The following is a 26797-nucleotide window of genomic DNA, read 5'->3' as shown; positions in this document are numbered from 1 at the left end:
TCCAGATAATTGTCTCGGAAAGCATTCCTTCGCGCCCCCCTCTGGCCTGCCGGCCATCTCCCCCACAAGGAGGGAGATCGGCCTTCGCGCCTGTCAGCTGGCATCCTGCAACGTCGGCGATTGGCGAAATCATCGATGACAGCCAATCTCCCCACAAGTGGGGGAGATGTCCGGCAGGACAGAGGGGGGCGCGAAGGAACTCCACGTTCAAGGCCTCACGCGCCTCAAGCCATCGCGTGGCGATGATTGGCCGAATAGTGACCGGTCAGATGATGCTCGAGCTGGCGCTCGATGTCGGTCAAAAGGCTCGAGGCGCCGAAGCGGAACAGGTCGGGTTCCAGCCACGGCCGGCCGAGCTCTTCCTTCATCAGCACCAGCCAGTCGAGCGAAGCCTTTGCCGTGGAAATGCCGCCGGCCGGCTTGAAGCCGATGAGATTGCCGGTCTCCTCGAAATAGGCGCGGATGGCGCGAACCATGGCGAGGCCAACGGGCAGCGTCGCGTTGACGCTTTCTTTGCCGGTCGAGGTCTTGATGAAATCCGCACCCGCCATCATCGCCACCATCGAGGCCAGCATGACATTGCGCAGCGTGGCGAGGTCGCCGGTGCCGAGGATGACCTTCAGATGCGCGTCACCGCAGGCGGCGCGCATCGAGACGATCTCATTGTAGAGCTCCCGCCACTTGGCGCCGAACACCAGCCCGCGCGGAATGACGACGTCGATCTCGTCGGCGCCGTCCTTCACCGAGGCCTCGATCTCCTGCAGGCGGGTGGAGAGCGGCGCAAGGCCGTGCGGGAAGGCCGTGGAAACGGCGGCGACGTGGATGCCGGTGCCGCGCACGGCGTCGACAGCGGTGGCGACGAAGGGATGGTAGACGCAGACGGCGGCCGGGCGAATGGTCTCGCCCGCAATGCCGAGGCCCTCGACGATGTCGCGGCGGAACGGATTGATCGCCTTGGCGCACAGCCGGCGCACCCGCTCTTCGGTGTCGTTCGAATTCAGCGTCGTTAGGTCCATGCAGGCGACGGCGCGCAGCAGCCATGCCGCCTGGTTGTCAGCCTTGATCGAGCGCCGCTTGGTCAGGCTGGCGACGCGGCGTTCCAGCGCCGAGCGGTTGACGCTGCGCACCGATTCCATGAAGCCGAGGTCGAGCTTCATGCCGGGGTTGCGCGCGATGCGATGGTCCAGCGGGGCGGGCGTGTTGGCGGCGGCCCGTGCCGGCAGCGGCGTCACCTTGGACGAGCCAAGATCGGCTTCGCGGATTGTGCTGCTCATCTCCTGCCCTTTCATTCATCGACGTGCGCCGAAGATAGCCCGCGAAGTCGTACTTCACGAGTCCTTCAGCGGGTCTTAGCTGAAAAAGGCTGCGAAAGCAGCTAGTTTTTGACCGAAAGGTCAAAACCTGATTCTGGAATGAGCAGCTTGACTTCAGCCGACGAAGGCGCGTTCGACAACAAAGCTCGCCGGATGATGCAGCGAGCCCTCTTCGAAGCCGAGGCTTTCGGCCAGCTCCTTGACGTCCTTCAGCATATGCATCGAACCGCAGATCATGATGCGGTCGGTTTCCGGATTGAGCTTGTCGATGCCGAGATCGGTGTAGAACTTGCCGGACCCGATCAGCGCGGTGATGCGGCCCATCCGTGCCGATTCTTCGCGGGTCGTCGAATTGTAGAGGGTGACGCGGCCGCCGGTCATCTCGCCGATCAGCGGATCGCTTTCGAGCCCCGCCACCAGCTCCTGGCCATAGGTGAGCTCGGCATTGTCGCGACAGGTGTGGGTCAAGACGACCTGCTCGAACTTCTCATAGGTGTCGGGGTCGCGCAGCAGGCTGGCGAAGGGCGCGATGCCGGTGCCGGTCGAGATCATGAACAGCCGCTTGGCCGGCGTCAGCGCGTCGACCACCAGCGTGCCGGTCGACTTCTGGCGCATGATGACGGTGTCGCCGACCTGGATCTTCTGCAGTTCCGAGGTCAGCGGGCCGTCCGGCACCTTGATCGAGAAGAATTCCAGCTCGTCGTCCCAGGCCGGGCTCGCCACCGAATAGGCACGGAACACTGGCTTCTCGGCATTGGGCAGGCCGATCATGACGAACTCGCCGGAGCGGAAGCGCAGCGACTGCGGCCGGGTGATGCGGAAGGAAAACAGCCGGTCGGTATAGTGCTTCACCGAGACGACGGTCTCGGCATAGACATTGGCCGGTATAGGAAACTGCAGCGGGCGGGCGCCGACGGTGTTGAGCGCGGATGTGGTGTTCATCAAATCCAACCTTCTGGCCCAATTGCGATCGCGGGCACCAAACCTTCACCTGCGCGCCCGAACCATTCAGGTTTCGGCGTGCTGTCTGCACACTCCAAAGCGGTAAGCTCTTGTGTCCGGAATTTATTAGTATACAAACGATATTTGCGTCAAGATACCGCCGCGAAACACCTTTCCAAACTGTGACATATCCGTAGTCCGCGCATTTCGGGTTTCGACAATGAAAGAGAATTTTTCGGTGCAGCCGCCGGATTCCCTGGGCAGCGTCGTCGCCGGTATCGATGTCGGCGGGACCTTCACCGACCTGCTTCTGATCGACGGACGCGACGGTGGCCGGGTGCATATCGCCAAGACGCCGACCACGGTCGACAACCAGGCTTTCGGCGTCGTTTCGGCGCTCGGTGCCACCGGATTTCCGATCGACGGCATCGACCTCATCGTGCATGGCACGACCACCACCACCAATGCGGTGCTCGAGCGCCGGCTGGCGAAAACCGGCATGATCACCACGCGCGGCTTTCGCGACGTGATCGAGCTCGGCCGGCGCACACGACCGCAGGCCTATGGCATGACCGGCAGCTTCGTGCCGATCATTCCACGCAATCTCAGGCTCGAAGTCTCGGAGCGTGTCGAGGCGTCGGGCACGGTGCGCACGCCGCTCGACGAGGCCGAAATGCGCGCGGCGGTGAAGACGCTGATCGAGGCCGGCTGCGAATCCCTCGTCATCCATTTCCTGCATTCCTACGCCAACCCGGCGCATGAGCGGCGCGCCGCCGAGATTGCCGCCGAGCTCTGGCCGAACGGCTACATCACGTCGGGCCATGCGCTGCTGTCGGAAGCGCGCGAATTCGAGCGCGGCGTCACCGCCGCAGTGAATGCGTCAGTGCAGCCGATCCTCGAGCGCTATGTCGAGCGGCTGCGCAAGGAATTGGGGGCAAAAGGCTATGCCCGCGACTTCCTGATCATGAACGGCAATGGCGGCATGATCTCGGCCCGCTTCGTCACACGTGAGTCGGCCAAGACCGTCATGTCCGGCCCGGCCTCCGGTGTCATCGCCGCCGCCTACACGGGAAAGCGCGCCGGCTACGAAAACCTCGTCACCTACGACATGGGCGGCACCTCGACCGACGTGGCGCTGATCCGCAACGCCGAGCCGGCGGTCTCGAACGAGATCGAGATCGAATATGCCATGCCGATCCACGTGCCGATGGTGGCGGTGCACACGGTCGGCGCCGGCGGCGGCTCGATCGCCCGCGTCGATGCGGCCGGCCTGATCCAGATCGGCCCGGAAAGCGCCGGCGCCAATCCCGGCCCCATCTGCTACGGACGCGGCGGACTGGAGCCGACAATCACCGACGCCAATCTGGTGCTCGGCCGGCTGGCGCCGAAGAAGCTGCTGGCGGTCGAAAACCCGGTCACCGTCGAGCGCGTCACCGGCATCTTCGAGGCGAAGATCGGCAAGGCGACTGGCCTGTCCGGCGTCGAGGCGGCGGGCGCGGTGCTGCGGCTGGGCAACATGAAGATGGCCGGCGCCATCCGCATGGTCTCGGTGTCGCGCGGCCACGATCCGCGCGACTTTGCGCTGTTCGCCTTCGGCGGCGCCGGGCCCTTGCATGCGACCGCACTGGCGCGCGAACTCGGCCTGCCCAAGGTGCTGGTGCCGGCGCGGCCCGGCATCACCAACGCGCTCGGCTGCGTCGTCGCCGACCTGCGCCACGACTTCGTCAACACGGTCAACCAGCCGGTGGCGGTGCTCGACGAAACCCAGCTTCACGCTATATTGGAACGGCACCGAAACGAAGGCGAGGAGCTGATCGGCAAGGAAGCGGTGAAGCCGGAGACGATCCGCGTCACCCATTCCGCCGACATGCAGTTCGTCGGGCAGACCCACATCATCAACGTGCCGTTGCCGTCCTCGCATGTGACCCGGCATGAGCTGCAAAAACTGTTCGAAAAGGCCTATTTCGCCCGCTTCAAGGTCGAGCTGCCGGAAATCCGCGCCAACCTCGTCAACCTCAACACCTCGGTGACGGGTGTGCGGCCGGCAATCGACCTGTCGCGATTGATCGACCCGGCTGGGCGCGCAAAAACGCTCGACGAGGCACGCCGCGAGATTCGGCCGGTCTGGTATGGCGGACGCTGGCACGACACACCGGTGTACGCACGCGAAAAGCTGCCGCTCGATGCGGTCATCGAAGGCCCGGCAATCCTCGAGCAGATGGATGCGACCACCGTGCTCGAACCCGGCGACCGCGCGCGCTCGGACGCTGACGGCAACATCATCATCGACATTGGCGAGGCCTGAGATGAAGCTCGACGCCATCACCCTTTCGGTTCTCCAGGCGGCCTTGCAGCAGGTCTGCGACGAGATGGATTTGACCTTTTCGCGCGCTGCCTTCTCGCCGGTCATCGCCGAGGCCAACGACCGCTCCGACGGCATCTATTCGGCCGTCGATGGTTCGCTGATCGCGCAAGGCAGCCAGGGCCTGCCGGTGTTCGTCGGCGTCATGCAGTATTCGACCAGGACGGTGATCGAGATGATCGCCGACGGCCGCTGCCTGCCGCCGGAGCCCGGCGACATCTACATCGTCAACGATCCCTATCTAGGCGGCACGCATCTGATGGATGTGCGCTTCGCCATGCCGGTCTACCGGGACGGCAAGATTTTCTGCTGGCTGTCCAACACCGGCCACTGGCCTGATATTGGCGGTTCGGTGCCCGGTGGCTTCTCGGCCTCGGCGACGGCGGTCGAGCAGGAAGGCCTGCGGTTGCCGCCGGTCAAGTTGTTCAAGAAGGGCGTGCTCGACCCAGAGATCTACGCCATCATCTGCTCCAACATCCGCGTCGCCGACCAGCGCATCGGCGACATCCGAGCCCAGGCCGCCGCATTGCTGATCGGCCAGGACCGGCTCAACGGAATCCTGGATCGTTACGGAGACGAAACTGTTGTCGAGGCGATTGCCGAACTGCGCCGCCGCGCCGCCGAGCAGATGCGCGCCAACATATCCGCCATCCCCGACGGCACCTACCATTCCAAGGCCTTCGTCGATTCCGACGGGGTGGTCAACGAGCCGCTGGCCATCGCGCTGGCCATCGAGAAACAGGGCGACACGCTGACCTTCGATTTTGCTGGCTCGTCAAAGCCCTGCGCCGGGCCGATGAACAGCGTGCTGGCGACGACGCTGTCCTCGGTCTATCTCGCCATGCGCCATATTTTCCCGGACGTGCCGATCAGCGCCGGCGCCTTCGAGCCATTGATCGTCAAGCGGCCGGAAAGCACCTTCCTCGACGCCAAATACCCGCGCCCTGTCTCCGGCTGCGCCGCCGAGGTGTCGCAGCGCATCGCCGAGGCGGTGTTCGCGGCCATGGTGCAGGCGCTGCCCGACAAGGTGACGGCGGCTCCCGCCGGCTCCAGCGGCAATTTCGCGCTCGGCGGCAACGACCCGGCGCGCGGCCGCGACTACGTCATGTACCAGATCTCCGGCGGCGGCTATGGCGGCAATTCAGGCCATGACGGCCTGACCAATGGCTGCTCGACCATCGGCATCTCCAAATCGCCGCCGGTCGAGATCATGGAGCAGGCCTTTCCAGTACTCTACCGCCACTATGCCTTGCGCGAAGGCTCGGGCGGCGCCGGCAAGCAGCGCGGCGGCTTTGGCCTCGCCTATGAGGTCGAGATCCTGCGCGGCGACGCCCGCGCCTCCTTCGTCATGGATCATGGCCGTTTTGGCCCGCAAGGCGCGCTCGGCGGCAAGGACGGCGCGGTCAACACGGTGACCGTCTTCCGCAACTGCGAGGAACATGTGCCGCCACACCTCTCCAAGGAGCAGGACATCGCCCTGAAGGCCGGCGACCGCGTGCGCGTCGGCACGCCGGGCGGCGGCGGTTATGGCGATCCGCTTGAGCGCGACGCCGAGATGGTGCTGCGTGATGTGGCGCTGGGCTACTACACGTCAGCGGAAGCCAGCGAAAAGTTCGGCGTTGTCCTGACGGCAGGCGAGTTCGCCGTTGACCGGAAGGCGACGGACAAGCAGCGCGCCGGCTAACACCGCCGGCGGCTTGGATCGCGCCGCCGTGATCGGCGCATGACATGTCGTTTCCGTCTCCGCCGGGGTCATGAAAGCCCGTAGACTTCTCCGATCAACGGAGATCTCGGACATGCGTCTTTTCGGTCGTTTCGTGCTTGCCGCCTCTGTCGGCCTGGTTCTCGCCACTGGCGCCGCTTCCGCCCAGGACAAGAAGCTCAGGATCGGTACCGAGGGCGCCTATCCGCCCTTCAACTACGCCAATGCAGACGGCACGCTGGGCGGCTTCGACATCGACCTCGGCAAAGCGCTGTGCGCTGAGATGAAGGCCGAGTGCGAATTCACCGTGCAGGATTTCGACGGCTCTATCCCGGCTCTCCAGGCTGGCAAGTTCGATGCGATCATCAACATCACCATCACGCCCGAGCGGGCCGAGAAGGTCGAGTTCACCCACAAATACTACCAGACGCCGCCGGCCATCGCGGTGCCGAAGGATTCGACCATCGCAGGCACCTCGCCGGACGATCTGAAGGGCAAGGCATTGGGCGTGCAGACCGCGACCATCCACCAGAAATTCGCCGAGCAGAAATACTCAGGCTCGACCGTCAAGGTCTATCCGACCGGCGACGACGCCCGCACCGACATGGCCAACGGTCGCCTCGATGCGATGATGGACGGCTCGATCATTCTGACCGAATGGCTGAAGAAACCCGACGGCGCCTGCTGCAAGCTGCTGGGCACTCTGACGGCCGATCCGGCCATTCATGGGCCGGGCGTCGGCATCGCGCTGCAGAAGGGCAACAAGGGGCTGGCCGACAAGCTCAATGCGGCAATAGACGCGCTGCGCGCCAACGGAAAATACAAGGAAATCAACGACAGGTATTTCTCGTTCGACGTCTACGGGAACTGAGACCGTCTCTGGACCGCAATGAACGATGGAGACTTTCTTGGCTGAGCGGCGCTCCCCCTTCTACAGCAGCATCGTCGGACTGGGCGCGACCATGGGTCGGGTCGGCGGCGATTTCATCTCGGCCAAGACCTATTCCGGCATCGCCGACGAGCACCTGAACACCCGCAAGAATGTCGGCGTCCAGGATCTCAGCACCATGGGCAAGATGGACATCAAGGGGCCGGACGCCGAGGCGCTGGTCAACCATGTCATCGTCAATGATGCGGCGGCGATGAAACCGGGCCAGGTTCGCTATTCCACGGTCTGTCGCGAGGATGGCGGCATCATGGACGACCTCACTGTGTTCCGTCTGGCGCCGGAGCATTTCATGCTGGTGACCGGCTCGGTTAACCGCCTGAAGATGCTGCCCTGGCTGCAGCACCATGCGCAGGGCCGAAAAGCCTATGTCACCGACATCACTGCGGCCATCGCCTTCCCGACCATCCAGGGCCCGCGCTCGCGCGATCTGCTGAAGGTGTTGATCGCGGATGCCGATCTGGACGGGCTCAAGCGCTGGTCGTTCACCTCAGGGCGCATCGGCGGGACCAAGATACTGATCTCGCGCACCGGCGTCACCGGCGAACTCGGCTTCGAACTGTTTGTACCGGCCGACGAGGCGGCTTCGGTCTGGGACGCGCTGATGCAGACTGGCCGTGACTTTGGCCTGAAACCCTATGGCGTGCTGGCGATGTTCACGCTCGGCCTGGAAAAGGCCTATCCGGCGCATGGCATCGACATGGACGAGCCCCGTACGCCGTTCCATGTCGGCCTCGATCGCTGGATTAAGTTCGACAAGGGCGATTTCGTCGGCCGCGAAGCCTTGCTCAAGGTTCGTGACAAGGGCCTCGACGAGCAATGGGTCGGACTGATCCTCGACGGCGACAAGCCAGCCGCGGCTGACGCCAGGGTTTTGGCCGATGGCGAGGATGCCGGCATCGTCACCTACAGCGACCACGGCTATTCCTTGGGCAAGGTGCTGGCGACCGCGCATTTGCGGCTGCCGTTCACGACTATCGGCACCGAGCTCAGCATCGACATCGACGGCAAGCCAACCCGCGCGGTCGTCGCGCCGATCCCGTTCTTCGATCCCGAGGGGATCAGGTTAAGGGCGTAGCCTCACCCTCGCCGGTCCAGCCTCGCCACCAGCCGGTCGCCGGCCCACTGGATGCCGCAGACCAGGATGATCAGCACGATCACCACGGCGATCATGACGCTGGTCTCAAAACGCTGGTAGCCGTAGCGGATTGCGAGATCGCCGAGCCCGCCGGCACCGATGGCGCCGGCCATGGCCGAGGCGCCAATCAGCGTCACCAGCGTTACCGTGAAGCCGGCAACGATGCCGGGCAGGGCTTCGGGCACAAGCACCTCGCGGATGATCGTCCAGCGGTTGCCGCCCATGGCGCGCGCCGCCTCGATCAGCCCGTGATCGACCTCGCGCAGCGACACTTCGGCGATGCGCGCATAATAGGGCGTGGCCGCGATCGACAGCGGCACGATCGCCGCCCAGGTGCCGATCGAGGTGCCGACGATCAGCCGCGTCACCGGGATCAACGCCACCAAAAGGATGATGAAGGGCACCGAGCGGAAGCCGTTGATGACGGCGCCGAGCGCGCGGTTCACCCACAGGCTTTCGGCAATGCCTCCGCGATCCGTGGCGACCAGCGCTAGGCCGAGCGGCAGGCCGAACACCAGCGAAATAAGGCCGGACGCGGCCGTCATCAGCACGGTTTCCCAGATCGAACGCAGCAGAAGCTCAAACAGAATTGGCGACATGGCCAAGCACCTCCACCCGCGCCTGGCGGGCCTTCAGGAATGTAATGACGTCAGCGAGATGACCTGCTTCGCTGCCCGGAACAGCCAGGAACAGGGTGCCGACAGGCTGCTGCTGGATATGGTCGATACCGCCATGGACGAGGCGGAAGGGACCTGGAACAGCAGCGGCAAGATCGGACAGCAGCGGACCACGCGCCGCTTCGCCGGCCACGTCCACACGCAGGATCGTCTCCGTGCCGGCCGATGGCAGCAGTCGACCTGCGAGTTCTGCCGGCAATTGCGGCCGGATGGCGCCGAGCAGGCTGCGGGTGATGTCGGAACGCGGCTCGGCAAACACCGACCAGGCCGGCCCTTCCTCGACGATGCGCCCGGCATCGATCACCGCCACCCGGTCGGCAATCGAGCGGATCACCTCCATCTCGTGGGTGATCAGCAGGATGGTTAGCCCAAGCTGCCGGTTGATATCTTTCAGCAAGGCAAGGATCGACCGCGTCGTCTCCGGATCGAGCGCCGAAGTGGCTTCGTCCGACAACAGCAGCGCCGGCCGCGCCGCCAGTGCCCTTGCGATGCCGACGCGCTGCTTCTGGCCGCCCGACAGCGACGCCGGATAGGCTTTTGCTTTCTCCGACAGGCCGACGAGGTCAAGCAGTTCGGCGGCGCGCTGCAGCCGCTCGGCCTTCGGGCGGCCCTCGATCTTCAGCGGCAGCGCCACATTGTCCTCGACCGTCTTGGCCGACAAAAGGTTGAAGTGCTGGAAGATCATGCCGATGCGCCGCCGCAGCGGCTGCAGGTCGCGCTCGCCGAGCCGGCTGATCTCGCGGCCTTCGATGAAAACCTCACCGGAATCGGGCCGTTCCAGTCCGTTCAGGCAGCGGATCAGTGTCGATTTGCCGGCGCCGCTGCGGCCGATGATGCCGAGGATCTCGCCCTTGCGCACCGTCAGCGACACGCCATCGAGTGCAGGCGTCGCGCCGAAGCGGCGCTTCAGGTCGACAAGACGCACCACGTCCTGCGGTGTTGCACGTGGCTGGTCCGTGGCCTCGGCGGGTGCGGTAAAATGCTGGTTCATGCGTGGATCCCTGAAAATGCGATTGCGGCCCGCGCGTTGCGCGGACCGCTCTATCTCATTGTTTTGACGCAATTCCGGACGGAAAACCGTTACACACTTTTCCTGGAATTGCTCTAGTCAAAGCAGGCACATCAGCGCCCGTAATTCCCTAGTAGGCGCTGAGGCCGGTGCCCTTGTAGACCTTGTCGAACTCGGCTTTCACCGCCTCGTTCTGGTACGACGCGACCAACGTCTTGACCCAGGCCTCGTTCTCATTGCCGGCCTTCACCGCGATGAAGTTGCGGTAGGGATTGTCGGCGATAGGCTCCTGCGCGATGCGGTTTTCCGGCGTCAGGCCGCTTTTCAGCGCCCAGTCGGTGTTGACCACGGCGGCGTCGAGATCCTCGACCGAGCGGCCGACGATGCCGGCGTCGAGTTCCTTGATCACCACCTTCTTGGCATTCTCGGCGATGTCGGCGGTGGTGGCGAGAATGCCGGTGCCGTCCTTCAGCTTGATCACGCCCTCGTTCTGCAGCACGCGCAGCGCCCGGCCTTCGTTGGACGGATCGTTCGGCACGCCGATGACCGCGCCCTCGGGCAGGTCGGCGACCTCTTTGTACTTCTTCGAGTAGAGGCCGATCGGCCAGACGCCGGTATAGCCGACGCGGACGATATGGTACCCTTGTGTCTTGATCTGGTTGTCGAGATAGGGCTGGTGCTGGAAGGCGTTGGCGTCGATTTCGCCGCGCTCCAGCGCTTCGTTGGGCTGGGTATAGTCGTTGAACACCACGGTCTCGATGGTGAGGCCCTTTTCGGCCGCCTGCGCGACAACGACGCGCCAGACATCCTCGTCCTCGCCGCTGATGATGCCGACCTTGATCGCCTTCTTGTCCTCGGCGAACGACGCATGCGGCGCCATCAGGCTGCCGACCGCGACGGCCGATGCGAACAGCAGAGCAAGGCCACTGCGCCGGCTGAGGCTTGACCAAAGGGAAGATGGCAAAGTGTTTTTGAAGTCAGTCATGATTGATCTCTGCGGTTGTGAAGTCATGCGGCCAGGCGGATTGCCGAGCCTTGATCACATCGTCAGAAATTCTATCGATTTTATCAAAGAAAGCGTTTCGCCGTTCTCGTCAAAGCCGGGAATATTCTCTCAAAAATGTCGAGGGAGAGAGCACAAGACGCCGCCGGATCGACTGCGGTGCGATCCGGCGCACCTCGGTGAAGTCAGATTCGCAGACCTCCCGGCACTGCCCTCAAAGGGCGATCCATGCCGTCTTGAGATCAAAGTACTTTTCCAGCGCGTGCAGCGACTTGTCCCGGCCGAAGCCGGATTGCTTGACGCCACCGAGCGGCACGGTGATGTCGGCCCCGCCATAGGTGTTGACGTGGACGACGCCGGCATTGATGGCGCGCACCATGCGATGGGCGGTGGAAAGGTTGGCGGTCCAGACCGCCGAGGCAAGCCCATAGACGGTCGAATTGGCAAGGCGCACGGCCTCCTCCTCGGTCTCGAAGCGCATGACGCCGAGCACCGGTCCGAACACCTCCTCGCGGGCAAGCTGCATCCCCTGCGTCACATTCTCGAAGATCGTCGGCGCCATGTAGCTGCCGCCGGTCTCGGCAAGAATTCGTTCGCCGCCGGTGACCAGACGGGCGCCTTCCGCCGCCGCCCGGGCGACGAAGCCGAGGTTCTTGTCCAGCTGTTCGGCGCTCGACACCGCGCCGACGTCGCTCGAGAGATCGAGCGGATCGCCGACCTTCAGCCGCGTGGTTGCCGAGAGAAGCTCGGCCATGAAGCGGTCATAGACCGACGCCTGGACAAGCAGGCGCGAGCCGGCGACGCAGACCTGGCCGGAATTGCGAAAGATGCCATTGGCGGAGACCACCGCCGCCTGTTTCAGGCCCGGGGCGTCGGCAAAGACGATGTTGGGCGACTTGCCGCCAAGTTCGAGGAAGACGCGCTTCAGATTGGAACGCGCGGAATATTCGAGCAGCCGCCGGCCGACCGGTCCCGAGCCGGTGAAGGCGATGGCGTCGACATCCATATGCAGGCCGAGCGCTTCACCGGTGACTGCGCCGCGTCCGGTGACGACGTTGAGCACCCCTGCGGGAAGTCCGGCCTCGCTTGCCAGCTCGGCCAGTCGCAGCAGCGTCAGCGAAGCGATCTCCGGCGGCTTGACCACCACGCAATTGCCGGCGGCGAGCGCCGGCGCGATCTTCCAGGCGCCGATCATCAGCGGAAAATTCCACGGCACGATGACACCGACGACGCCGAGCGGCTCCTTGTGGATCAGCCCGAGCACGTTGTCGGCCGTCGGTGCGATCTCGCCATAGATCTTGTCGATCGCCTCGGCATAATAGCGGATGGTGCCTGCCGCCGAGAGCGGTTCGGCCTTGTAGGCCATGCCGATCTCGGTGCCGTTGTCGCGCACGCCGAGCACGGCCAGTTCGTCGGCATGCTTTTCGATTAGCTCCGCGAGCCTCACTAGCACCTTCTTGCGAAAGGCGGGTGCTGAGCGCGACCACGAGCCCTTGTCGAAGGCCTCGCGCGCCGACTTGACGGCGCGGTCGATGTCGGCGGCATTGCCGTCGGCGATGCTGGCGAAGGGACGGCCGTCGATCGGCGAAATCACCGGCAGCGTCGCGCCTTCCGTACCATCGGTCTGCGCGCCATTGATGAACAGGCCTCGCGCGCCGATCTCCGTCTTGCGCAGTGCATCGATGGCATTCTGGCTGATCATTGCGTTCTCACTTCAGGGGCTATGCAGTGCGATAGGCGGCGTGGGCGCCGCCCATCGCTTCTCTCAATCCTGCGCTTCGCTCAGTCTTTCAACGGCTGACCGAGATTTTCGAAGGCGACCGGATCGCGGCTCTTCAGCGCGCTCGCCAGCAGCAGTCCGACAATTGCGGCGATCAGCACCAGCCCCGGCAGCAACACGCCGAGGAAGCCGCTGGCCCCGGACAGGCCGCCGAAATTGATGACGATCAGGTAGATGATGATGACGAAGGCAATGAAGGTCAGCCCGGGCAGGATGGCGGTCTTCAGCGCGTTCTCCCGCGCAGCCGGATTGGCCCGGAAGAACATCACCACGGCGAGCGACGCCACGGCCATCATGACGATGACGCCGAGCGTCGCGACATTGGTCAGCCACGAAAACAGCGCCAGCACCGGATCGAGGCCGAGCACGGCGAACAGCCCGACGACGATTGCTGCGAGCACGCTCTGGATGACCGAGGCGACATGCGGGCTCTGGTGCACCGAATGCGTCACGCCGATCGTCTGCGGCAGAAGCTTTTCGCGACCCGAGACATAGATGTAGCGGGCAACCGCATTGTGGAACGCCAGCACGCCGGCAAACAGGCTCGACACGAACAGGATGCTCATCGCATGCGACAGCATCGTTCCGGCGTAACGATCGGACAGGCCGAACAGGAAGGTCGTAGGATCCTGCAGGCCCTGCAGCGCCGACAGCAGCTTGTCGACACCGGCACCGACCGCCATCAGCCATGCCGTGAGCATGTAGAAGACGCCGATCAGCAGGACGGAGAAATAGGTGGCGCGCGGAACCGTCACTTCGGGGTCGCGGGCTTCCTCGGCATAGATGGTCGTCGCCTCGAAACCGATAAACGCGGCAAAGCAGAACAGGATGGCGATGGCTGGCGCGCCTGATGTGATCTGGCTCCAGCTGAACGGCGCCGCCGACAGCCCGCTATCGCCGCCGGTCTTGAGGATGGCGATGTCGAGGACCAGCACAACCAGATATTCGCACAGCACCAGCACTGTCAGGATCTTGGCCGACAGGTCGACCTGGCGATAGCCGAGGACGGCGACGAGCGCGATGGCGATGAAACTCCACACCCACCACGGCAGGTTGATGCCCCAGCCGGCGAACAGCCCGGCGGTCGCCGCACCAAGCAGGCCCATGACGCCGATCTGCATGGCATTGTAGGACAGGATGGCGATCAGTGCCGTGGCGCCGCCGGCCAGGCCGCCAAGCCCGCGCGCCGCATAGGCGTAGAAGGCGCCGGCATTGCCGACATGGCGCGACATCGTCACATAGCCGACCGCGAACAAAAGCAGCAGGATGGTCACGATGAGATAGGTGCCGGCAAAGCCGGCGCCATTGCCCATCAGCATGCCGAGCGGCGTGCCGCCGGCCACCGCGGTAAGGGGTGCCGCCGCCGAAATCACCATGAAGGTGATGGCGCCGACGCCAAGACTGTTCTTGCGCAGCCTGTTGGCTGGCGCCTGCTCCGAAACTGCTGACATTGGTCCCTCCTGTTTGCGAACCTTTGGATTCGCTGGCCGATCGGCCTGTCCCATGCGCTCTGGATGTCGGTTCATTATGTGAACCCATATTTTGAATATAGACTTGCAAACAAAGCCGATGCCTGTCAAGTTAATTCACACGTTAAATGATTATCTGGAGGCGGAAATTGGGTACGGTCGGCAAGGCGATTTCACTTCTGGAACTGTTCACCGTCGACGAGCCCGCGCTCGGGCTGTCCGACCTGGCGCGCCGGTCGGGCTTCGACAAGGCGACGACGCGACGGCTGCTGCTGGCGCTGACCGGCCATGGCTTCGTCGAGCAGGATGCCGCCTCCCGGCACTATCGCCTCGGCGCCGGCCTGTCGCGGCTGGCGCGCATCCGCGAGGCGCGCTTTCCGTTCCTGCAGACGGCGGTTCCCCTGGTGCGGGATCTCGCGGCCTCGACCGCCGAGACCGTGCACCTCTCGGAATTCGGCGTCGATAAGCTGGTTACCGTCCATGTCGAACATCCGGCCTGGGCAAACCGGGTCAACATCGATATCGGCCAGCTTCTGCCCCTGCATTCGACTGCCTCCGGCATCGCCTATCTGGCCTTCGCCCGCGACGAGACCGTCAAGGCATGCCTGGCGGGCTCGCTCAATGCCTTCACGGCGCATACGCTGATCGAGCCGGCCGCCATTTCCACATCGATCGGCGAGACGCGTGACCGCGGCTATTCGATCTGCGATCAGGGTTTTGAGGAAGGCGTGATCAGCGTCGCGGCGGCGATCCGCGCGGCGGACGGCTTTGCGCTCGGCACCATCGCGGTGGCCGCGCCGAAGGCCAGGACGACGCCGGCGGCGATCGTGGAACGGGGACTTGCGGTGATGGCCGCGGCACGGGAGATTTCGATGCGCCTCAACGGCGACAACCTGCAAACCCTGAGGAGGCAGGCGTGATGTCTGCAGAGACGGCAACAGCACCCCGCATCCTGGTCATCGGCACGGGTGACACCAAGGCCGACGAGCTCAACTTCATGAAACAGTGCATCGAGGCATCCGGTGGCAGCGCGGTGATGATGGATGTCAGCGTGCTGGGCGACCCGCCATACAGCCCGGATCACGACAAGCATGCCGTTGCGCGCGCCGTGGATGTGACGATCGCGGAGATCGTCTCGAGCGGCGACGAGAACACCGCCATGACATTGATGGCCGGCGGCGCCGTGCAACTGGCGCGCCAGCTTCATCAAAACGGCGAGATCGACGGCTTCATCGCCATCGGCGGCTCGATGGGAACCGACCTGGCGCTCGACGTCGCGCTTTGCCTGCCGCTCGGCGTGCCGAAATTCGTCGTCTCGACCATCGCCTACTCGCATCTCATCCCACCCGAGCGCGTCGCCCCCGACCTGATGATGATCCTCTGGGCGGGTGGGCTTTATGGCCTCAACAGCATCTGCAAGGCGGTTCTCTCGCAGGCCTGCGGCGCGGTCGTCGGCGCGGCGAAGATCATGCTGGCGTCGCGCGCGGCTGCTCCCGCCATCGGCCCGACCATCGGCATGACCTCGCTGGGCAGCAGCTGCCTGCGCTACATGAAGACGCTGAAACCGGCACTGGAGCGGCGCGGCTATGATGTCGCCGTCTTCCACACCACCGGAATGGGCGGCCGCGCCTTCGAATCGATTGCCGGACAAGGCCATTTCTGCGCGGTGTTCGACTTCAGCCTGCAGGAAATCACCAACCATCTCGCCGGCTCCGTCGTCAGTTCCGGCGCGGACCGCCTGGAAAATGCAGGCGCCCGTGGCATTCCGCAGATCGCCGCTCCCGGGGCGGTCGACATGGTCGATCTGCCGACCTGGCAGGATTTGCCGGCTAAGTTCTCCGAGCGCCCGTTCCATGCCCACAACCGGCTGATCGGCTCGGTCACCGTCGACGCCGACGATCGCCGCCAGGTCGCCAGAACCATCGCCGCCAAGCTCGGAGCCGCGAAAGGGCGCTCCGCCTTCATCCTGCCGTCGGGCGGCATCCAGGAATGGGACATGCGGGGCGAGCCGCTTTACGAACCGGAGGCTCTTGCTGCCTTCGTCGACGAAATGCGCAAGGCCATTCCCGCAGGCGTCGAGTTCCACGAGATCGACGCCCACATCAACGGCGACGACTTCGTCGGCAAGGCGCTCGAGATTTTTGACCGCTGGGTCGAGGAAGGCATTGTCCCGCGCGGCACACCAGTCAAGGGAGTGGCCGCGTGAGCACTCCTTTGGCCCAGGCGCTGGTTCTTGATTTCGGCGGCGTTGTCACCCGGACGCTGTTCGAGACGCATGCCTTGACCGAACAGGCGCTCGACCTCGAACCGGGAACGCTGCAATGGCGCGGGCCGTTCGATCCGGACAGCGATCCGCTGTGGCGCGCGATGCAGGCCGACGAGATCAGTGAGCGCGACTACTGGCGCACGCGCACCAGCGAAGTCGGCCGGCTGGTCGGCGAGGACTGGCGGACGATGGAAACCTTCGTCCAGCGTGCACGCGGCGCGGAGCCGGAAAAGGTGGTGCGGCCCGAGGCCGATAGCGCCATCCGCGCCGTCCATGCGGCGGGCTTTCGCCTGGCGATCCTGTCCAACGAGCTCGACCTGTTCTACGGCGCCGACTTTCGCCGGCGGCTGCCGCTGCTCGGCCTGTTCGACACAATAATCGACGCCACCTATACCGGTATCCTCAAGCCCGACCCCCGCGCCTATGCCTTCGTCACCGAGTCGCTCGGCCTGCCTGCCAGCGCCTGCGTCTTCGTCGACGACCAGCAGCGCAATGTCGATGGCGGCCGCACCGCCGGCATGCGCACCGTTCATTTCGACGTTGCCCGGCCAGCACTTTCCTATGCCGAAGCCCTTGGCCATTTCGACCTCGTCCCAGCCGTCTGAGACCATTTGCGGAGCCTGTCATGCGCGACATCAATTTCCTCACCGAGACAAACGCCAAGCCGATCTGGCACCCGATGGCGCATCCGGCCGAGATGCGGGCCAACCCGCCGAAGATCATCATGAAGGGCGAGGGCGTCACCGTCACCGACATCGACGGCAACAGCGTGCTCGACGCCGTCGGCGGCCTGTGGAACGTCAATCTCGGCTACAGCTGCGACCCGATCAAAAAGGCGATCGCCGACCAGCTCAGTGCGCTGCCCTACTATTCCGGCTTTCGCGGCACCTCGACCGGACCGTCGATCGAGCTCGCCTACGAGCTCAGCGAATGGTTCGAGCCGGAAGGCATGGTGCGGACATTCTTCACCTCGGGCGGTTCGGATTCGGTCGAGACCGCGCTGCGGCTGGCCCGGCAATACTGGAAGATCCGCGGCCAGGGCGACCGCACCAAGTTCCTCGCCGTGAAGAAGGGCTATCACGGCACGCATTTCGGCGGCGCCTCGGTCAATGGCAACGCCAATTTCCGCCGCAACTACGAGCCGCTACTGCCCGGCGTCTTCCACATCCCGGCGCCATGGACCTTCCGCAACCCGTTCGACGAGACGGACCCGGCGCGGCTGGCCAAACTGTGCGCCAAGGCGCTGGAGGACGAGATCGCCTTCCAGGGCGGCGACACCATCGCCGCTTTCATCATGGAGCCGGTTCTGGGCGCCGGCGGCGTCATCGTCCCGCATGAGAGCTTCATGCCGCTGGTGCGCGACATCTGCGATCGCCACGAGATCCTTTTGATCGCCGACGAGGTGGTGACAGGCTTCGGTCGCTCGGGCGCATGGTCGGGCTCACGGTTGTCGGGTGTGAAGCCGGATTTCATGACCATCGCCAAGGCGATCACCTCGGGTTACTTCCCGCTCGGCGCCACGCTGATCGGCGCCAGGGTGGCCGATGCCTTCGAGGCCGACAAGACCAGCTTCGGCTCGATCGGCCACGGCTATACCTATTCCGGCCATCCAGTCGGCTGCGCGGCAGGGCTGGCGGCCCTTGCCGAGACCAAGCGGCTTCGCCTGGACGAGAACGCGGCGGCGCGGGGTAACGAACTCGCCACCGTGCTCGAAGGTCTGAAGGCCAGGCACGCGATCGTCGGCGATGTCAGGTACAAAGGCCTGATGGCAGCACTCGAACTGGTCTCGGATCGCGCCACCAAGAAGCCGGCTGACAAGAAGACCATGGCCGTGGTTTCGGAGGCGGCTTACGAAGCCGGCGTCATGCTGCGCGTCTCCGGCAACAACATCATCCTGTCGCCGCCGCTCATCATCAGTGCCGCCGACGTCGCGAAGATCGGCGAAGCGCTGGACGCAGGCCTGTCAAAGGTCTGACGCTGTTACAACGGAGTTTCGGTACGCAAATGGCCTATTCGCAGGAAAATTTGGCTGAGGAGGCGCTGGTTAGCCGGCGTTCCCGCCTGCTCGGCGCGAAATCGCAATTGTTCTATGACGAGCCCGTGCACCTGGTGCGCGGCGAAGGCGTCTGGCTCTATGACGCCGATGGCCGCAAATATCTCGATGCCTACAACAATGTCGCTCATGTCGGCCATTGCCATCCGCATGTGGTCGAGGCCCTGTGCCGGCAGGCAAGCCTGCTCAACACCCATACGCGCTATCTCCACACGGCCATACTCGACTATGTCGAGCGGCTGACCGCGACCTTCGATGCCAGCCTGTCCACCGCCATCCTGAGCTGCACCGGCAGCGAGGCCAACGATATCGCGCTGCGCATGGCGCAGGCCGCCACCGGCCGCATGGGCATCATCGCCACCGACGCCACCTATCACGGCAACACGGCGGCGGTTTCACAGCTCAGCACGCGGATGCCGCCGGTCGGTGGCCGCGCCCGCCATGTCAGGTTGGTGCCGGCGCCCGACAGCTATCGCCACCCGGATGCGATGGCCACCGGCAAGGCCTTTGGCGATGCGGTGCGCGAAGCGATCGCCTCGCTCGAGCAGGACGGCATCGGCCTGTCCGGCATGATCCTGTGTCCGCTGCTCGCCAATGAAGGCTTCCCCGCGCTGTCGTCCGGATTCTTCGGTGACGCGCTGCGTGCCGTGCGCGAGGCCGGCGGCCTGGTCATCGCCGACGAGGTGCAGCCCGGCTTCGGCCGCACCGGCAGTCATTTCTGGGGCCACCAGCGCGCCGGCTTCGTTCCCGACATCGTCACCATGGGCAAGCCGATGGGCAACGGCCACCCGGTCGCCGCCGTGGTCACCACCAGGGAGATCCTGGCGACCTTCCGCAACGCTTTCCGCTACTTCAACACTTTTGGCGGCAACCCGGTTTCCTCTGCGGTGGCGAATGCAGTGCTCGATGTGCTGGAGCAGGAAGATCTTGTCGCCAACGCATTTGATGTCGGCGCCTATGCGCAGGGCCTGCTGCGCCCGTTGGCCGATCGCCACGAATGCATCGGCGAGGTCAGGGGTGCCGGGCTGTTCTTCGGCGCCGAGCTGGTTCACGACCGCAAGACGCGCGAGCCGGCACCCGACATTGCCGAGCAAGTCGCCAACCGGATGCGCCATCGCGGCGTGTTGATGGGCAAGACCGGCATCCACGGCAATGTGCTGAAGATCCGCCCGCCGATGCCGTTTTCCCGCGACAATGCCGCCTTCCTGATCGGCATGCTCGACGAGGTGCTTGATGAAGTCGGCGGAGTGCCGGCGTGAACGCTGTGTCCACCAAATCCGAGCCTGAGACGGAAGCGGAAGTCACAGAGCTTGCCCGGCGTGCGCTCGAACATTGGGGGGTTCGTAACGGTGAGCCGGAGCTGCTGAAATACCGGGAGAACGCGGTGTTTCGGGTCCGCCTGCCCGATGGACAACCGGCCGCTATACGCATTCACCGGCTTGGTTATCATTCCGACGCCGCGCTGCGCTCGGAACTGCAATGGATGGCCTTCCTGCAATCCGCTGGCGTCGCCACGCCGTCTCCCATCGCGGCACTGAGCGGCGACCTGTTCGTGCCGGTCGGCAACGGCTCTTTGACGCCGCCGCGCCAAGTCGATTGTCTCTCCTGGCTGGAAGGCCGCGCCGTCGGCGCGCGAGGCGTGCCGCTGGATTTCACGCCTGAGCAGGCAAGACGGGTCTTCACGGCGATCGGGCGAACCATCGCCCACATGCACAATGTCACCACCGTCTGGATGCCGCCCGCCGGCTTCGCCCGCCATGCCTGGGATTTCGACGGCTTCTTCGGCCCGAACCCAAACTGGGGACGCTTCGAGACCTCTCCCTTCCTCGACGGCCCGCGCCGCGAGCTGGTTTTCCAGGCGCGGGAAAAGGCCGTGAAGGCGCTGTCGGAGCATGAACGCAGCGCCCGCAATTTCGGCATCATCCACGCCGATCTCGTGCGTGAGAACGTGCTCGTCCATGAGGGCGCGATCCGCATCATCGATTTCGACGATTGCGGCTATGGCTGGCACATGTACGACCTTGCCGTCGCCCTCTACCAGAACCGAGAGGAGGCGATCTATCCGCTGATCGAGACCGCCCTGCTCGACGGGTATCGGCAGCAGCGCGAGCTGACGCCGCAGGACGTCGCAGCACTGCCGCTGTTTTCGGCGTTGCGTGCCTTCGCGTTTCTCGGATGGGTGCAGAGCCGCGTCGAAGGCGACATCACCAGGGATGTCGGCATGCGCATGTCTACTATCGCCGCCGATGTGGTTATTGCGTATCTGCGCGGTGGATAGAAGCTGCCGTGCGGCCTATGCAGGCGGATCGGTCAAGCTCTTCGCGAAATGAATGCTGACCGTCCCCGAAGTGCCAAAATCGGCGACGATGGTGTCGCCGGGCCGTGCCTCGACCGGTCGCACGAACGACCCCGAGAGAACAACGTCGCCGGCCGCGATCGACATGCCGTAGCAAGCGAGCCTGTCCGCCAGCCAGGCAATGCCCATCGCCGGATGGTTGAGCACGCCGGCGCCAAGCCCGGTTTCCTCGACCTCGGCGTTGCGCGAGACGATGGCACCGATCCAGCGCATGTCGGCCTCCTGCGGCCGCTGCGGTCGGCCGCCGATGACGATGCCGGCATTGGCGGCATTGTCGGAAATCGTGTCGAAGAAGGTGCGCGCCTTCTTCGTCTCCGCATTGACGCGCTCGATGCGCGTGTCGAGGATTTCGAGCGCCGGCGTGATGTAATCGGTGGCGTTGAGCACGTCGAAGATGGTCACGCCGGGGCCCGTCAGCGGCGCCTTCATGACGAAGGCGATCTCGGCCTCGACGCGCGGCTGGATGAAGCGGCCGGCGGGAATTGTCGCGCCATCGCTGAAGAACATGTCGTCGAACAGCACGCCGGAATCCGGCGTGTCGATGGCGAGCGCATATTGCATCGCCTTGGAGGTCAGCCCGATCTTCCAGCCCTTCGGCTTCAGCCCGGCATCGATCTTGCGCGTCACCAGTGCGGCCTGCACGCGATAGGCGTCCTCCATCGTCGCCTCGGGAAAGTCCAGGCTGAGCAGGCGGATCTGGCGGCGCGACCGCTCGGCTTCGAACAGCCGTGCGGCGGCGTCTTCCACTTGCTCCGGGGTCATGATGTTCCCTCGTCGACGACGCCGTTTCTGAGCACGCCGACGCCCTCCGCTTCCACTTCGATCACATCGCCCGGCTTCAGCCAGATCGGCGGTTCGAAGCGGGCGCCGGCACCTGTCGGCGTGCCGGTGACGATGATATCGCCGGGCACCAGCGTGGTGAAGGTCGAGATATAGGCGATGATCTTGCGGAATGAGAAGATCATCCGGCTGGTGCGGTCTTGCTGGCGCAGTTCGCCATTGACGCGGGTGGTCAGCGCGATGTCGGCGATCTGCGCCTCATCCGTGAACGGCACCAGCCACGGGCCGATCGAGCCGCTGCGGTCGAAATTCTTGCCTTGCGTGACGTTGAACTTGGCATGCCGCACCCAGTCGCGGATGGTGCCCTCATTGCATAACGACAGCGCCGCGATGTGGCCGAGCGCGTCGGCTTGCGCGATGCGCCGGCCAGCCTTGCCGATGACGATGACGACCTCGCCCTCATAGTCGAGCTGCGAAGAGTCCGGTGGGCGCACCAGCGGCGCGCCATGGCCGACGAAAGAGCGCGGGAAACGGATGAACAGCGACGGATTCGCCGGTGCTGCCTGGCCGTCCTTGTACTCCTCGTTGCGGTCGGGATAGTTGACGCCTACGCAGATGATCTTTTCCGGTGACGGGATCGGGATGTCGTAGGCGATGGCGTCGAGCGGGAAATCGGCGGCGAAGGCGTCCGCCTCTTCCGCCAGCCGCCGCAAGGCGCCGGCCTCGATCACTTCGCGCAGCGTCGGCCACTGGCCGTGGCGGGCCGACAGGTCGACGACGCCCTTGCCGGTGATCGCGCCGTAACGTGCCTTGCCGCCGACGGTGAAGGTGGCGAGCCGTGCCATGCTCATGCTGCAACTCCGCCGTTGGTGGATGCCCGCAAGTGTGGAGCTCTACGGCGAAGGAACTCGGACATCGACCAGGATTCTCTCATGGCGCGATGATCGGCGACGCCGTCAAATCCGGCTGGCGCGCCGCAACCCCGGCAAATGCACTGCCTTCCTCGAACCAACTCTTGGGCGCCGGTGCGCCCCACAGCGTCTGGCGCTGCGGGTCCTTGAGGTCCCACTTGATCGGCTCGAGGTCCGGATCGACCGTCTGGTAGTCCGAGCAGTAGATCTCGATGCGATGATTGTCCGGGTCGCGGACATAGAGGAAGAAGGCGTTGGAAATGCCGTGCCGGCCGGGGCCGCGTTCGATGTTCGGCAAATAGCCGGTCGTCGCCATCAGGTCGAGCAGGTCGATGATGTTGAGCGGTGTCGGCACCCAGAAGGCGACATGATGCAGGCGCGGCCCGATGCCGTTGGTGAAGGCGATATCGTGGACGCCGCCCTTGCGGTGCGTCCAGGCCGCCCACAGCTTTCCGCTGCTGGCATCCTCGGTGTATTCGGTGACGCGGAAGCCGAGCTCGTTGTAGAAGGCGACGGACTCGTCGACATTGGGCGAGAAGCAGTTGAAGTGGTCGATGCGCAGCGGCTTGACGCCGTGATAGAGCGCATACTTCTGATGGATCGGCGGCAGCCGCTGCATCTCAGCGTAGAATTCGAGCGGAATGCCGTGCGGATCGCGGGTGCGGAAGGTGCGCGACTGGTAGGGCCGCTCGACCCATTCCACCGGCAGGCCTTTGCCCTTGAAGAAGTGCTCGGCCTTGTCGAGATCGTCCTCGGAAAACACCTTGAAGCCGAGGTCGCGCGCTTCGGCCGTAGTGGCCCTCTTCAGCACGATGCAATGGTGCCCGCGCTCTTCCAGCGCCCTGAGATAGATCCTGTCTGATGTCTCGTCGGTGACCTGCAGGCCGAGTGTGTCGACATAGAACGCGCGGGACCTGGCGAGGTCGGTGACGGCCAGCTCGACATGGCTGAGGCGCACGATGTTGAAGGCAGGGTAGAGATTGGGCTTGGGCAAGGGCATTTGATTTCCTCTGATCAGCCGCCGAGTTTCTGGATCGCGTGCGCCGTCGTGGCGAAGGCTATATTCTTCGTCTCCATGTAGAAGCCGAAGGAATGGTCGCCACCGTCGCGGCCGATGCCGGAATTCTTGACACCGCCGAACGGGGTCGGCAAATGCCGCACATTCTCGGAATTGACCCAGATCATGCCGGCATCCAGCGCGTCGGTGAAGCGGAAGGTGCGGGTAACGTCCGATGTCCAGAGATAACCGGTCAGGCCATATTGCGTGTCATTGGCCAGCGCCAGCGCTTCCGCCTCGTCCTTGAAGGAAAGTGCGGTCAGCACCGGCCCAAAGATCTCTTCCTGGGCAATGCGCATCTTGTTGGTGGCGCCGACGAACAACGTCGGGCTGACATAGCAGCCGCCACCCGGGCCGGCGAACTTGCCACCGCCGGCAGCGACCACCGCGCCTTCCGATTTGCCGACCTCGATGTAGGAGAGCACCTTTTCCTCGTGCACCGGATGGATCAGCGGACCGACCACCGTTGTCGGATCCAGGGGATGGCCGATCTTGATGCGCTTTGCCTTTTCCGCCACCAGATCGGTGAACTTGTCATAGACCGAGGCTTCGACCAGCAGCCGTGACGAGGAGGTGCAGCGTTCGCCGTTCAGCGAATAGATCATGAACACCGCCGCATCGGCCGCGCGCTCCAGGTCTGCGTCGGCGAAGACGATCACCGGATTCTTGCCGCCAAGCTCGAAATGGACGCGCTTCAGCGTGTCAGCGCCTTGGCGCATGATCATCGAGCCGGTGCGGCTCTCGCCGACGAAGCCGATCGCCTTGATGTCGGGATGCTCGGTCAGCGCCTTGCCGGCGTGCTCGCCGAGCCCGTTGACGAGGTTCCACACTCCCTTCGGCAGGCCGGCCTCTTCGGCGATCTCGACCAGCAGGCGTGCGGTCAGCGGCGAAAATTCGGCCGGCTTATGAACCACGGTGCAGCCGGCGGCCAGTGCCGGCGCGATCTTCCAGGTCGACAGCATGAACGGCGTGTTCCACGGCGTGATAATGCCGACCGGGCCTATCGGCACCCGTGTGGTCATATTGACCTGGCCTGTGGTCCGCAGCGTTTCGCCGTCGCGCGCTTCGGGCGCACGGTCGGCGAAGAAGCGGAAATTCTCGGCCCCCCGCAACGCCGCCTTGGCCATGAACTTCAGCGCCTGGCCGGTGTCCATGCATTCGACGAAGGCGATCTCCTCGGCGCGTGCTTCGATCGCGTCGGCTATTTTGTGCAGCAGCTTCTTGCGCGCTTCGCCGGGCATCGCGGCCCAGGCCGGAAACGCTGCCTTCGCCGCCTTGGCGGCGCGGTCGATGTCAGCGGCATTGCCACGCGCGACTTTGGCCAGCGGCTTGAGGTCGACCGGCGACAGCGTTTCAAACGTCGCGCCGTCCAGCGCCGGCACCGCTTCGCCGCCGATCTGGTTCAGCACGCCGTCGCGCTTGAAACGGGCCAGATAGGCCTCGGCCTTCTTCAGATTGCCTTGCAGGTCGGACATATCAGCTTCCGTCACTTGCCGCGCAGTCGCGGGTGGATTGCGTTCTTCTTCCAGCTCAGCACCGGGTCGATTTCCCGGATCTCGAGCGACAGGGCGAAATGCGGCGTTGCGAACAGCCCGGCAAGGTGTTCGCTCACCGCCGCGAAGACGGCTTCGCCGGTCCGCTTCTTTTCCTCGGCGCTGCGCCCGGTTCCGATGCGAAACGACATGTCGAGGAAGGCGTTTTCCGCCAGCCTGTCGGCCACCGCATAGGCATCGGCGCGAAAGGCCCGCACCCGCACGGCGCCGGTTTCGAACAGCCCGGTGTCCAGCACGGTGCGCAACACCAGCGCGCACAACTCGCCCATATCGACCTTGGCATCGAGATTGGGCGAATACTCGATGGAGAAGTGCGGCACGGCGTTTCGCTCCCCAATCACTTGCCTTGTTGTAGTTAACGCGTTAATTACATGTGGCACCCGTGAAGTCAAGTCTTGCATCGGGCTTGGCGCAACGATACGGGATGGCTGGAACGGGCTTTCGGTGCGCGGATTCGGCTTGAAAGAAGGCCTGTTTTCGATCGCAAGCCAGCGTGGGAGGCCCTTTTTCTTGCTGCCTGAAAACACCCGTCGTTCCCTGCCAATGGCGCTGCTGCATGCCCGCGAAGTGGTGATGGCGCGGTTTCGTCCGATGCTCGCGGCCCACGATGTGACCGAACAGCAATGGCGCGTGCTGCGCGTGCTGAGCGAAGCCGGCCCGGTCGAGGCGACGGAGCTTGCCGATCGCGCATCGGTGTTGCCGCCCAGCCTGACGCGCATCATCAAGGCGCTTGAGGGACGCAGATTCATCACCCGCAACAAGGCGGAAGGCGACGGCCGCCGCGTCGTGCTGGCAATCGCCCCGGCCGGTTCCGCCCTGATCGATGCTCTCTCGCCCGAGCGTCGCGTTATCTATGACGACATCGAACAGCGCTTCGGCCACGACAGGCTGGAACAGCTGCTCGATCTCCTGGAAAACCTCATCGACGGCGAAAGCTGACCGTTCGGTCGGGGCGGTTTCGCTTGGGCTCACCCGCCAAAGCTGCCAAGCCGCGTCGGCTGCGTATAATTGCGGTCGACATAGAGCAGCGCCGAGCCGCCGCTGCCATGCCGGACATCGATGACGCGGCCGATCATGACATTATGCGTGCCGACGACATGCACATCCTCGATCTCGCAATCGAAATTGACGATCGCATCCGAAAGCGCCGGCGTGCCGGAGGTCAGCGTCTGCCAGCGCGCCGCCGAATAGCGCGCTTCCATGTCCCTGGTCGCGCCAGCGAACTTTCCCGCCAGATGCATGTGGTCGTGGGTCAGCACGTTGACGCAGAAGCGCCGGTTGGACAAGAACATGGCGGCCTGCGTCGAGCGGCCGTTCATGCACACCAGCAGCGTCGGTGGCTCGTCGGAGACGCTGCACATGGCGGTGGCGGTGAAGCCGCCGCGTCCGGCCGGGCCGTCGGTGGTGACGATGTTGACGGGCGCGCAGACCCTCGCCATGGCGTCGCGGAAATCGGCTTTCGAAATCTGCGTGGCCATCT

At 64.5% G+C, this 26797-nt stretch carries 24 protein-coding genes; 11 read left to right on the top strand and 13 right to left on the bottom strand.

Annotated features, from left to right (window positions below; translation table 11 throughout):
- Nucleotides 1-224: 224 nt before the first annotated feature.
- Together deoC and B5V02_RS17295 are read right to left on the bottom strand one after the other, a co-directional pair.
- Complete coding sequence (deoC, locus tag B5V02_RS17300; RefSeq protein ID WP_111545462.1) at nucleotides 225-1274, bottom strand: deoxyribose-phosphate aldolase; 1050 nt, start codon at nucleotides 1272-1274, stop codon at nucleotides 225-227.
- Between the two features lie 153 nt (nucleotides 1275-1427).
- Nucleotides 1428-2255, bottom strand: coding sequence for a ferredoxin--NADP reductase (locus tag B5V02_RS17295; protein WP_111545297.1), 828 nt, complete (start codon nucleotides 2253-2255; stop codon nucleotides 1428-1430).
- A 220-nt stretch (nucleotides 2256-2475) separates the two neighbouring features.
- Between B5V02_RS17295 and B5V02_RS17290 the strand changes: the two genes are divergently transcribed.
- The 4 genes from B5V02_RS17290 to B5V02_RS17275 all read left to right on the top strand — a co-directional run bounded on the left by B5V02_RS17290 (nucleotide 2476) and on the right by B5V02_RS17275 (nucleotide 8343).
- Nucleotides 2476-4560: a hydantoinase/oxoprolinase family protein gene (locus B5V02_RS17290; protein ID WP_111545296.1), complete on the top strand. Its 2085-nt coding sequence runs from the start codon at nucleotides 2476-2478 to the stop codon at nucleotides 4558-4560.
- A gap of 1 nt (nucleotide 4561) precedes the next feature.
- Nucleotides 4562-6301 (top strand): hydantoinase B/oxoprolinase family protein, encoded by a 1740-nt coding sequence (locus B5V02_RS17285; protein ID WP_111545295.1) that lies wholly within the window; start codon nucleotides 4562-4564, stop codon nucleotides 6299-6301.
- Nucleotides 6302-6413: 112 nt separating this feature from the next.
- The gene (locus B5V02_RS17280) at nucleotides 6414-7190 is read left to right on the top strand and encodes an ABC transporter substrate-binding protein (protein WP_111545294.1); all 777 of its coding nucleotides are present in this window, start codon (nucleotides 6414-6416) and stop codon (nucleotides 7188-7190) included.
- Between the two features lie 37 nt (nucleotides 7191-7227).
- A complete protein-coding gene (locus B5V02_RS17275) occupies nucleotides 7228-8343 on the top strand; it encodes an aminomethyl transferase family protein (RefSeq protein WP_245445947.1) in 1116 nt (371 codons plus the stop codon).
- Between the two features lie 2 nt (nucleotides 8344-8345).
- Here B5V02_RS17275 and B5V02_RS17270 read toward each other — a convergent pair whose 3' ends face one another.
- The 5 genes from B5V02_RS17270 to B5V02_RS17250 all read right to left on the bottom strand — a co-directional run bounded on the left by B5V02_RS17270 (nucleotide 8346) and on the right by B5V02_RS17250 (nucleotide 14323).
- Complete coding sequence (locus B5V02_RS17270; protein ID WP_111545292.1) at nucleotides 8346-9002, bottom strand: methionine ABC transporter permease; 657 nt, start codon at nucleotides 9000-9002, stop codon at nucleotides 8346-8348.
- Nucleotides 8983-10071, bottom strand: coding sequence for a methionine ABC transporter ATP-binding protein (locus B5V02_RS17265; protein WP_111545291.1), 1089 nt, complete (start codon nucleotides 10069-10071; stop codon nucleotides 8983-8985). The genes B5V02_RS17270 and B5V02_RS17265 overlap by 20 nt, the downstream gene beginning before the upstream one ends.
- Nucleotides 10072-10219: 148 nt before the next feature.
- Nucleotides 10220-11074 (bottom strand): MetQ/NlpA family lipoprotein, encoded by an 855-nt coding sequence (locus tag B5V02_RS17260; protein ID WP_111545290.1) that lies wholly within the window; start codon nucleotides 11072-11074, stop codon nucleotides 10220-10222.
- Between the two features lie 232 nt (nucleotides 11075-11306).
- Nucleotides 11307-12794, bottom strand: coding sequence for an aldehyde dehydrogenase (locus B5V02_RS17255; RefSeq protein WP_111545289.1), 1488 nt, complete (start codon nucleotides 12792-12794; stop codon nucleotides 11307-11309).
- A gap of 80 nt (nucleotides 12795-12874) precedes the next feature.
- Nucleotides 12875-14323, bottom strand: coding sequence for an APC family permease (locus B5V02_RS17250; protein ID WP_111545288.1), 1449 nt, complete (start codon nucleotides 14321-14323; stop codon nucleotides 12875-12877).
- A 167-nt stretch (nucleotides 14324-14490) separates the two neighbouring features.
- Here B5V02_RS17250 and B5V02_RS17245 point away from each other — a divergent pair, with 167 nt between their 5' ends.
- From B5V02_RS17245 to B5V02_RS17220, 6 genes are read left to right on the top strand one after another with little or no spacing between them, the layout of a single operon-like run.
- The gene (locus B5V02_RS17245) at nucleotides 14491-15261 is read left to right on the top strand and encodes an IclR family transcriptional regulator (RefSeq protein ID WP_111545287.1); all 771 of its coding nucleotides are present in this window, start codon (nucleotides 14491-14493) and stop codon (nucleotides 15259-15261) included.
- Nucleotides 15261-16547, top strand: coding sequence for a Tm-1-like ATP-binding domain-containing protein (locus B5V02_RS17240; RefSeq protein WP_111545286.1), 1287 nt, complete (start codon nucleotides 15261-15263; stop codon nucleotides 16545-16547). Before B5V02_RS17245 ends, B5V02_RS17240 begins: the two co-directional genes overlap by 1 nt.
- Before the next feature lie 8 nt (nucleotides 16548-16555).
- Complete coding sequence (locus tag B5V02_RS17235) at nucleotides 16556-17212, top strand: HAD family hydrolase (RefSeq protein ID WP_208647097.1); 657 nt, start codon at nucleotides 16556-16558, stop codon at nucleotides 17210-17212.
- Nucleotides 17213-17232: 20 nt separating this feature from the next.
- A complete protein-coding gene (locus tag B5V02_RS17230; protein WP_111545284.1) occupies nucleotides 17233-18582 on the top strand; it encodes an aminotransferase class III-fold pyridoxal phosphate-dependent enzyme in 1350 nt (449 codons plus the stop codon).
- Between the two features lie 29 nt (nucleotides 18583-18611).
- Nucleotides 18612-19919 carry an aminotransferase class III-fold pyridoxal phosphate-dependent enzyme gene (locus tag B5V02_RS17225; protein ID WP_111545283.1) on the top strand — a complete coding sequence of 436 codons (1308 nt, stop codon included), beginning with the start codon at nucleotides 18612-18614 and terminating at the stop codon, nucleotides 19917-19919.
- Nucleotides 19916-20938 (top strand): phosphotransferase enzyme family protein, encoded by a 1023-nt coding sequence (locus tag B5V02_RS17220; protein ID WP_111545282.1) that lies wholly within the window; start codon nucleotides 19916-19918, stop codon nucleotides 20936-20938. The genes B5V02_RS17225 and B5V02_RS17220 overlap by 4 nt, the downstream gene beginning before the upstream one ends.
- A gap of 15 nt (nucleotides 20939-20953) precedes the next feature.
- Here B5V02_RS17220 and hpaH read toward each other — a convergent pair whose 3' ends face one another.
- From hpaH to B5V02_RS17195, 5 genes are all read right to left on the bottom strand, one after another.
- Nucleotides 20954-21781, bottom strand: a complete 828-nt coding sequence (hpaH, locus tag B5V02_RS17215; protein WP_167458537.1) for a 2-oxo-hept-4-ene-1,7-dioate hydratase — start codon at nucleotides 21779-21781, stop codon at nucleotides 20954-20956.
- Nucleotides 21775-22647, bottom strand: coding sequence for a fumarylacetoacetate hydrolase family protein (locus B5V02_RS17210; RefSeq protein WP_111545280.1), 873 nt, complete (start codon nucleotides 22645-22647; stop codon nucleotides 21775-21777). Before B5V02_RS17210 ends, hpaH begins: the two co-directional genes overlap by 7 nt.
- A 79-nt stretch (nucleotides 22648-22726) precedes the next feature.
- A complete protein-coding gene (hpaD, locus tag B5V02_RS17205) occupies nucleotides 22727-23707 on the bottom strand; it encodes a 3,4-dihydroxyphenylacetate 2,3-dioxygenase (protein WP_111545279.1) in 981 nt (326 codons plus the stop codon).
- A 14-nt stretch (nucleotides 23708-23721) separates the two neighbouring features.
- Nucleotides 23722-25239 carry a 5-carboxymethyl-2-hydroxymuconate semialdehyde dehydrogenase gene (hpaE, locus tag B5V02_RS17200; RefSeq protein ID WP_111545278.1) on the bottom strand — a complete coding sequence of 506 codons (1518 nt, stop codon included), beginning with the start codon at nucleotides 25237-25239 and terminating at the stop codon, nucleotides 23722-23724.
- An 11-nt stretch (nucleotides 25240-25250) separates the two neighbouring features.
- On the bottom strand, nucleotides 25251-25637 hold the full coding sequence (locus tag B5V02_RS17195) for a 5-carboxymethyl-2-hydroxymuconate Delta-isomerase (RefSeq protein ID WP_111545277.1): 387 nt from the start codon (nucleotides 25635-25637) through the stop codon (nucleotides 25251-25253).
- A 223-nt stretch (nucleotides 25638-25860) separates the two neighbouring features.
- On the opposite strand from B5V02_RS17195, the gene hpaR reads away from it, so the two are divergent.
- Nucleotides 25861-26256, top strand: a complete 396-nt coding sequence (gene hpaR / locus B5V02_RS17190) for a homoprotocatechuate degradation operon regulator HpaR (RefSeq protein ID WP_245445969.1) — start codon at nucleotides 25861-25863, stop codon at nucleotides 26254-26256.
- A 29-nt stretch (nucleotides 26257-26285) separates the two neighbouring features.
- On the opposite strand, the gene B5V02_RS17185 is transcribed toward hpaR, so the two are convergent.
- Nucleotides 26286-26795, bottom strand: a complete 510-nt coding sequence (locus B5V02_RS17185) for a flavin reductase (RefSeq protein ID WP_111545276.1) — start codon at nucleotides 26793-26795, stop codon at nucleotides 26286-26288.
- Nucleotides 26796-26797 lie beyond the last annotated feature (2 nt).

Origin of the sequence: Mesorhizobium kowhaii (assembly GCF_003253745.1) — a bacterium.
GTDB classification, from domain to species: Bacteria; Pseudomonadota; Alphaproteobacteria; order Rhizobiales; family Rhizobiaceae; genus Mesorhizobium; species Mesorhizobium kowhaii.
Note: the sequence above shows the minus strand (reverse complement) of the source record. Positions and strands in the feature narration are given on the sequence as shown.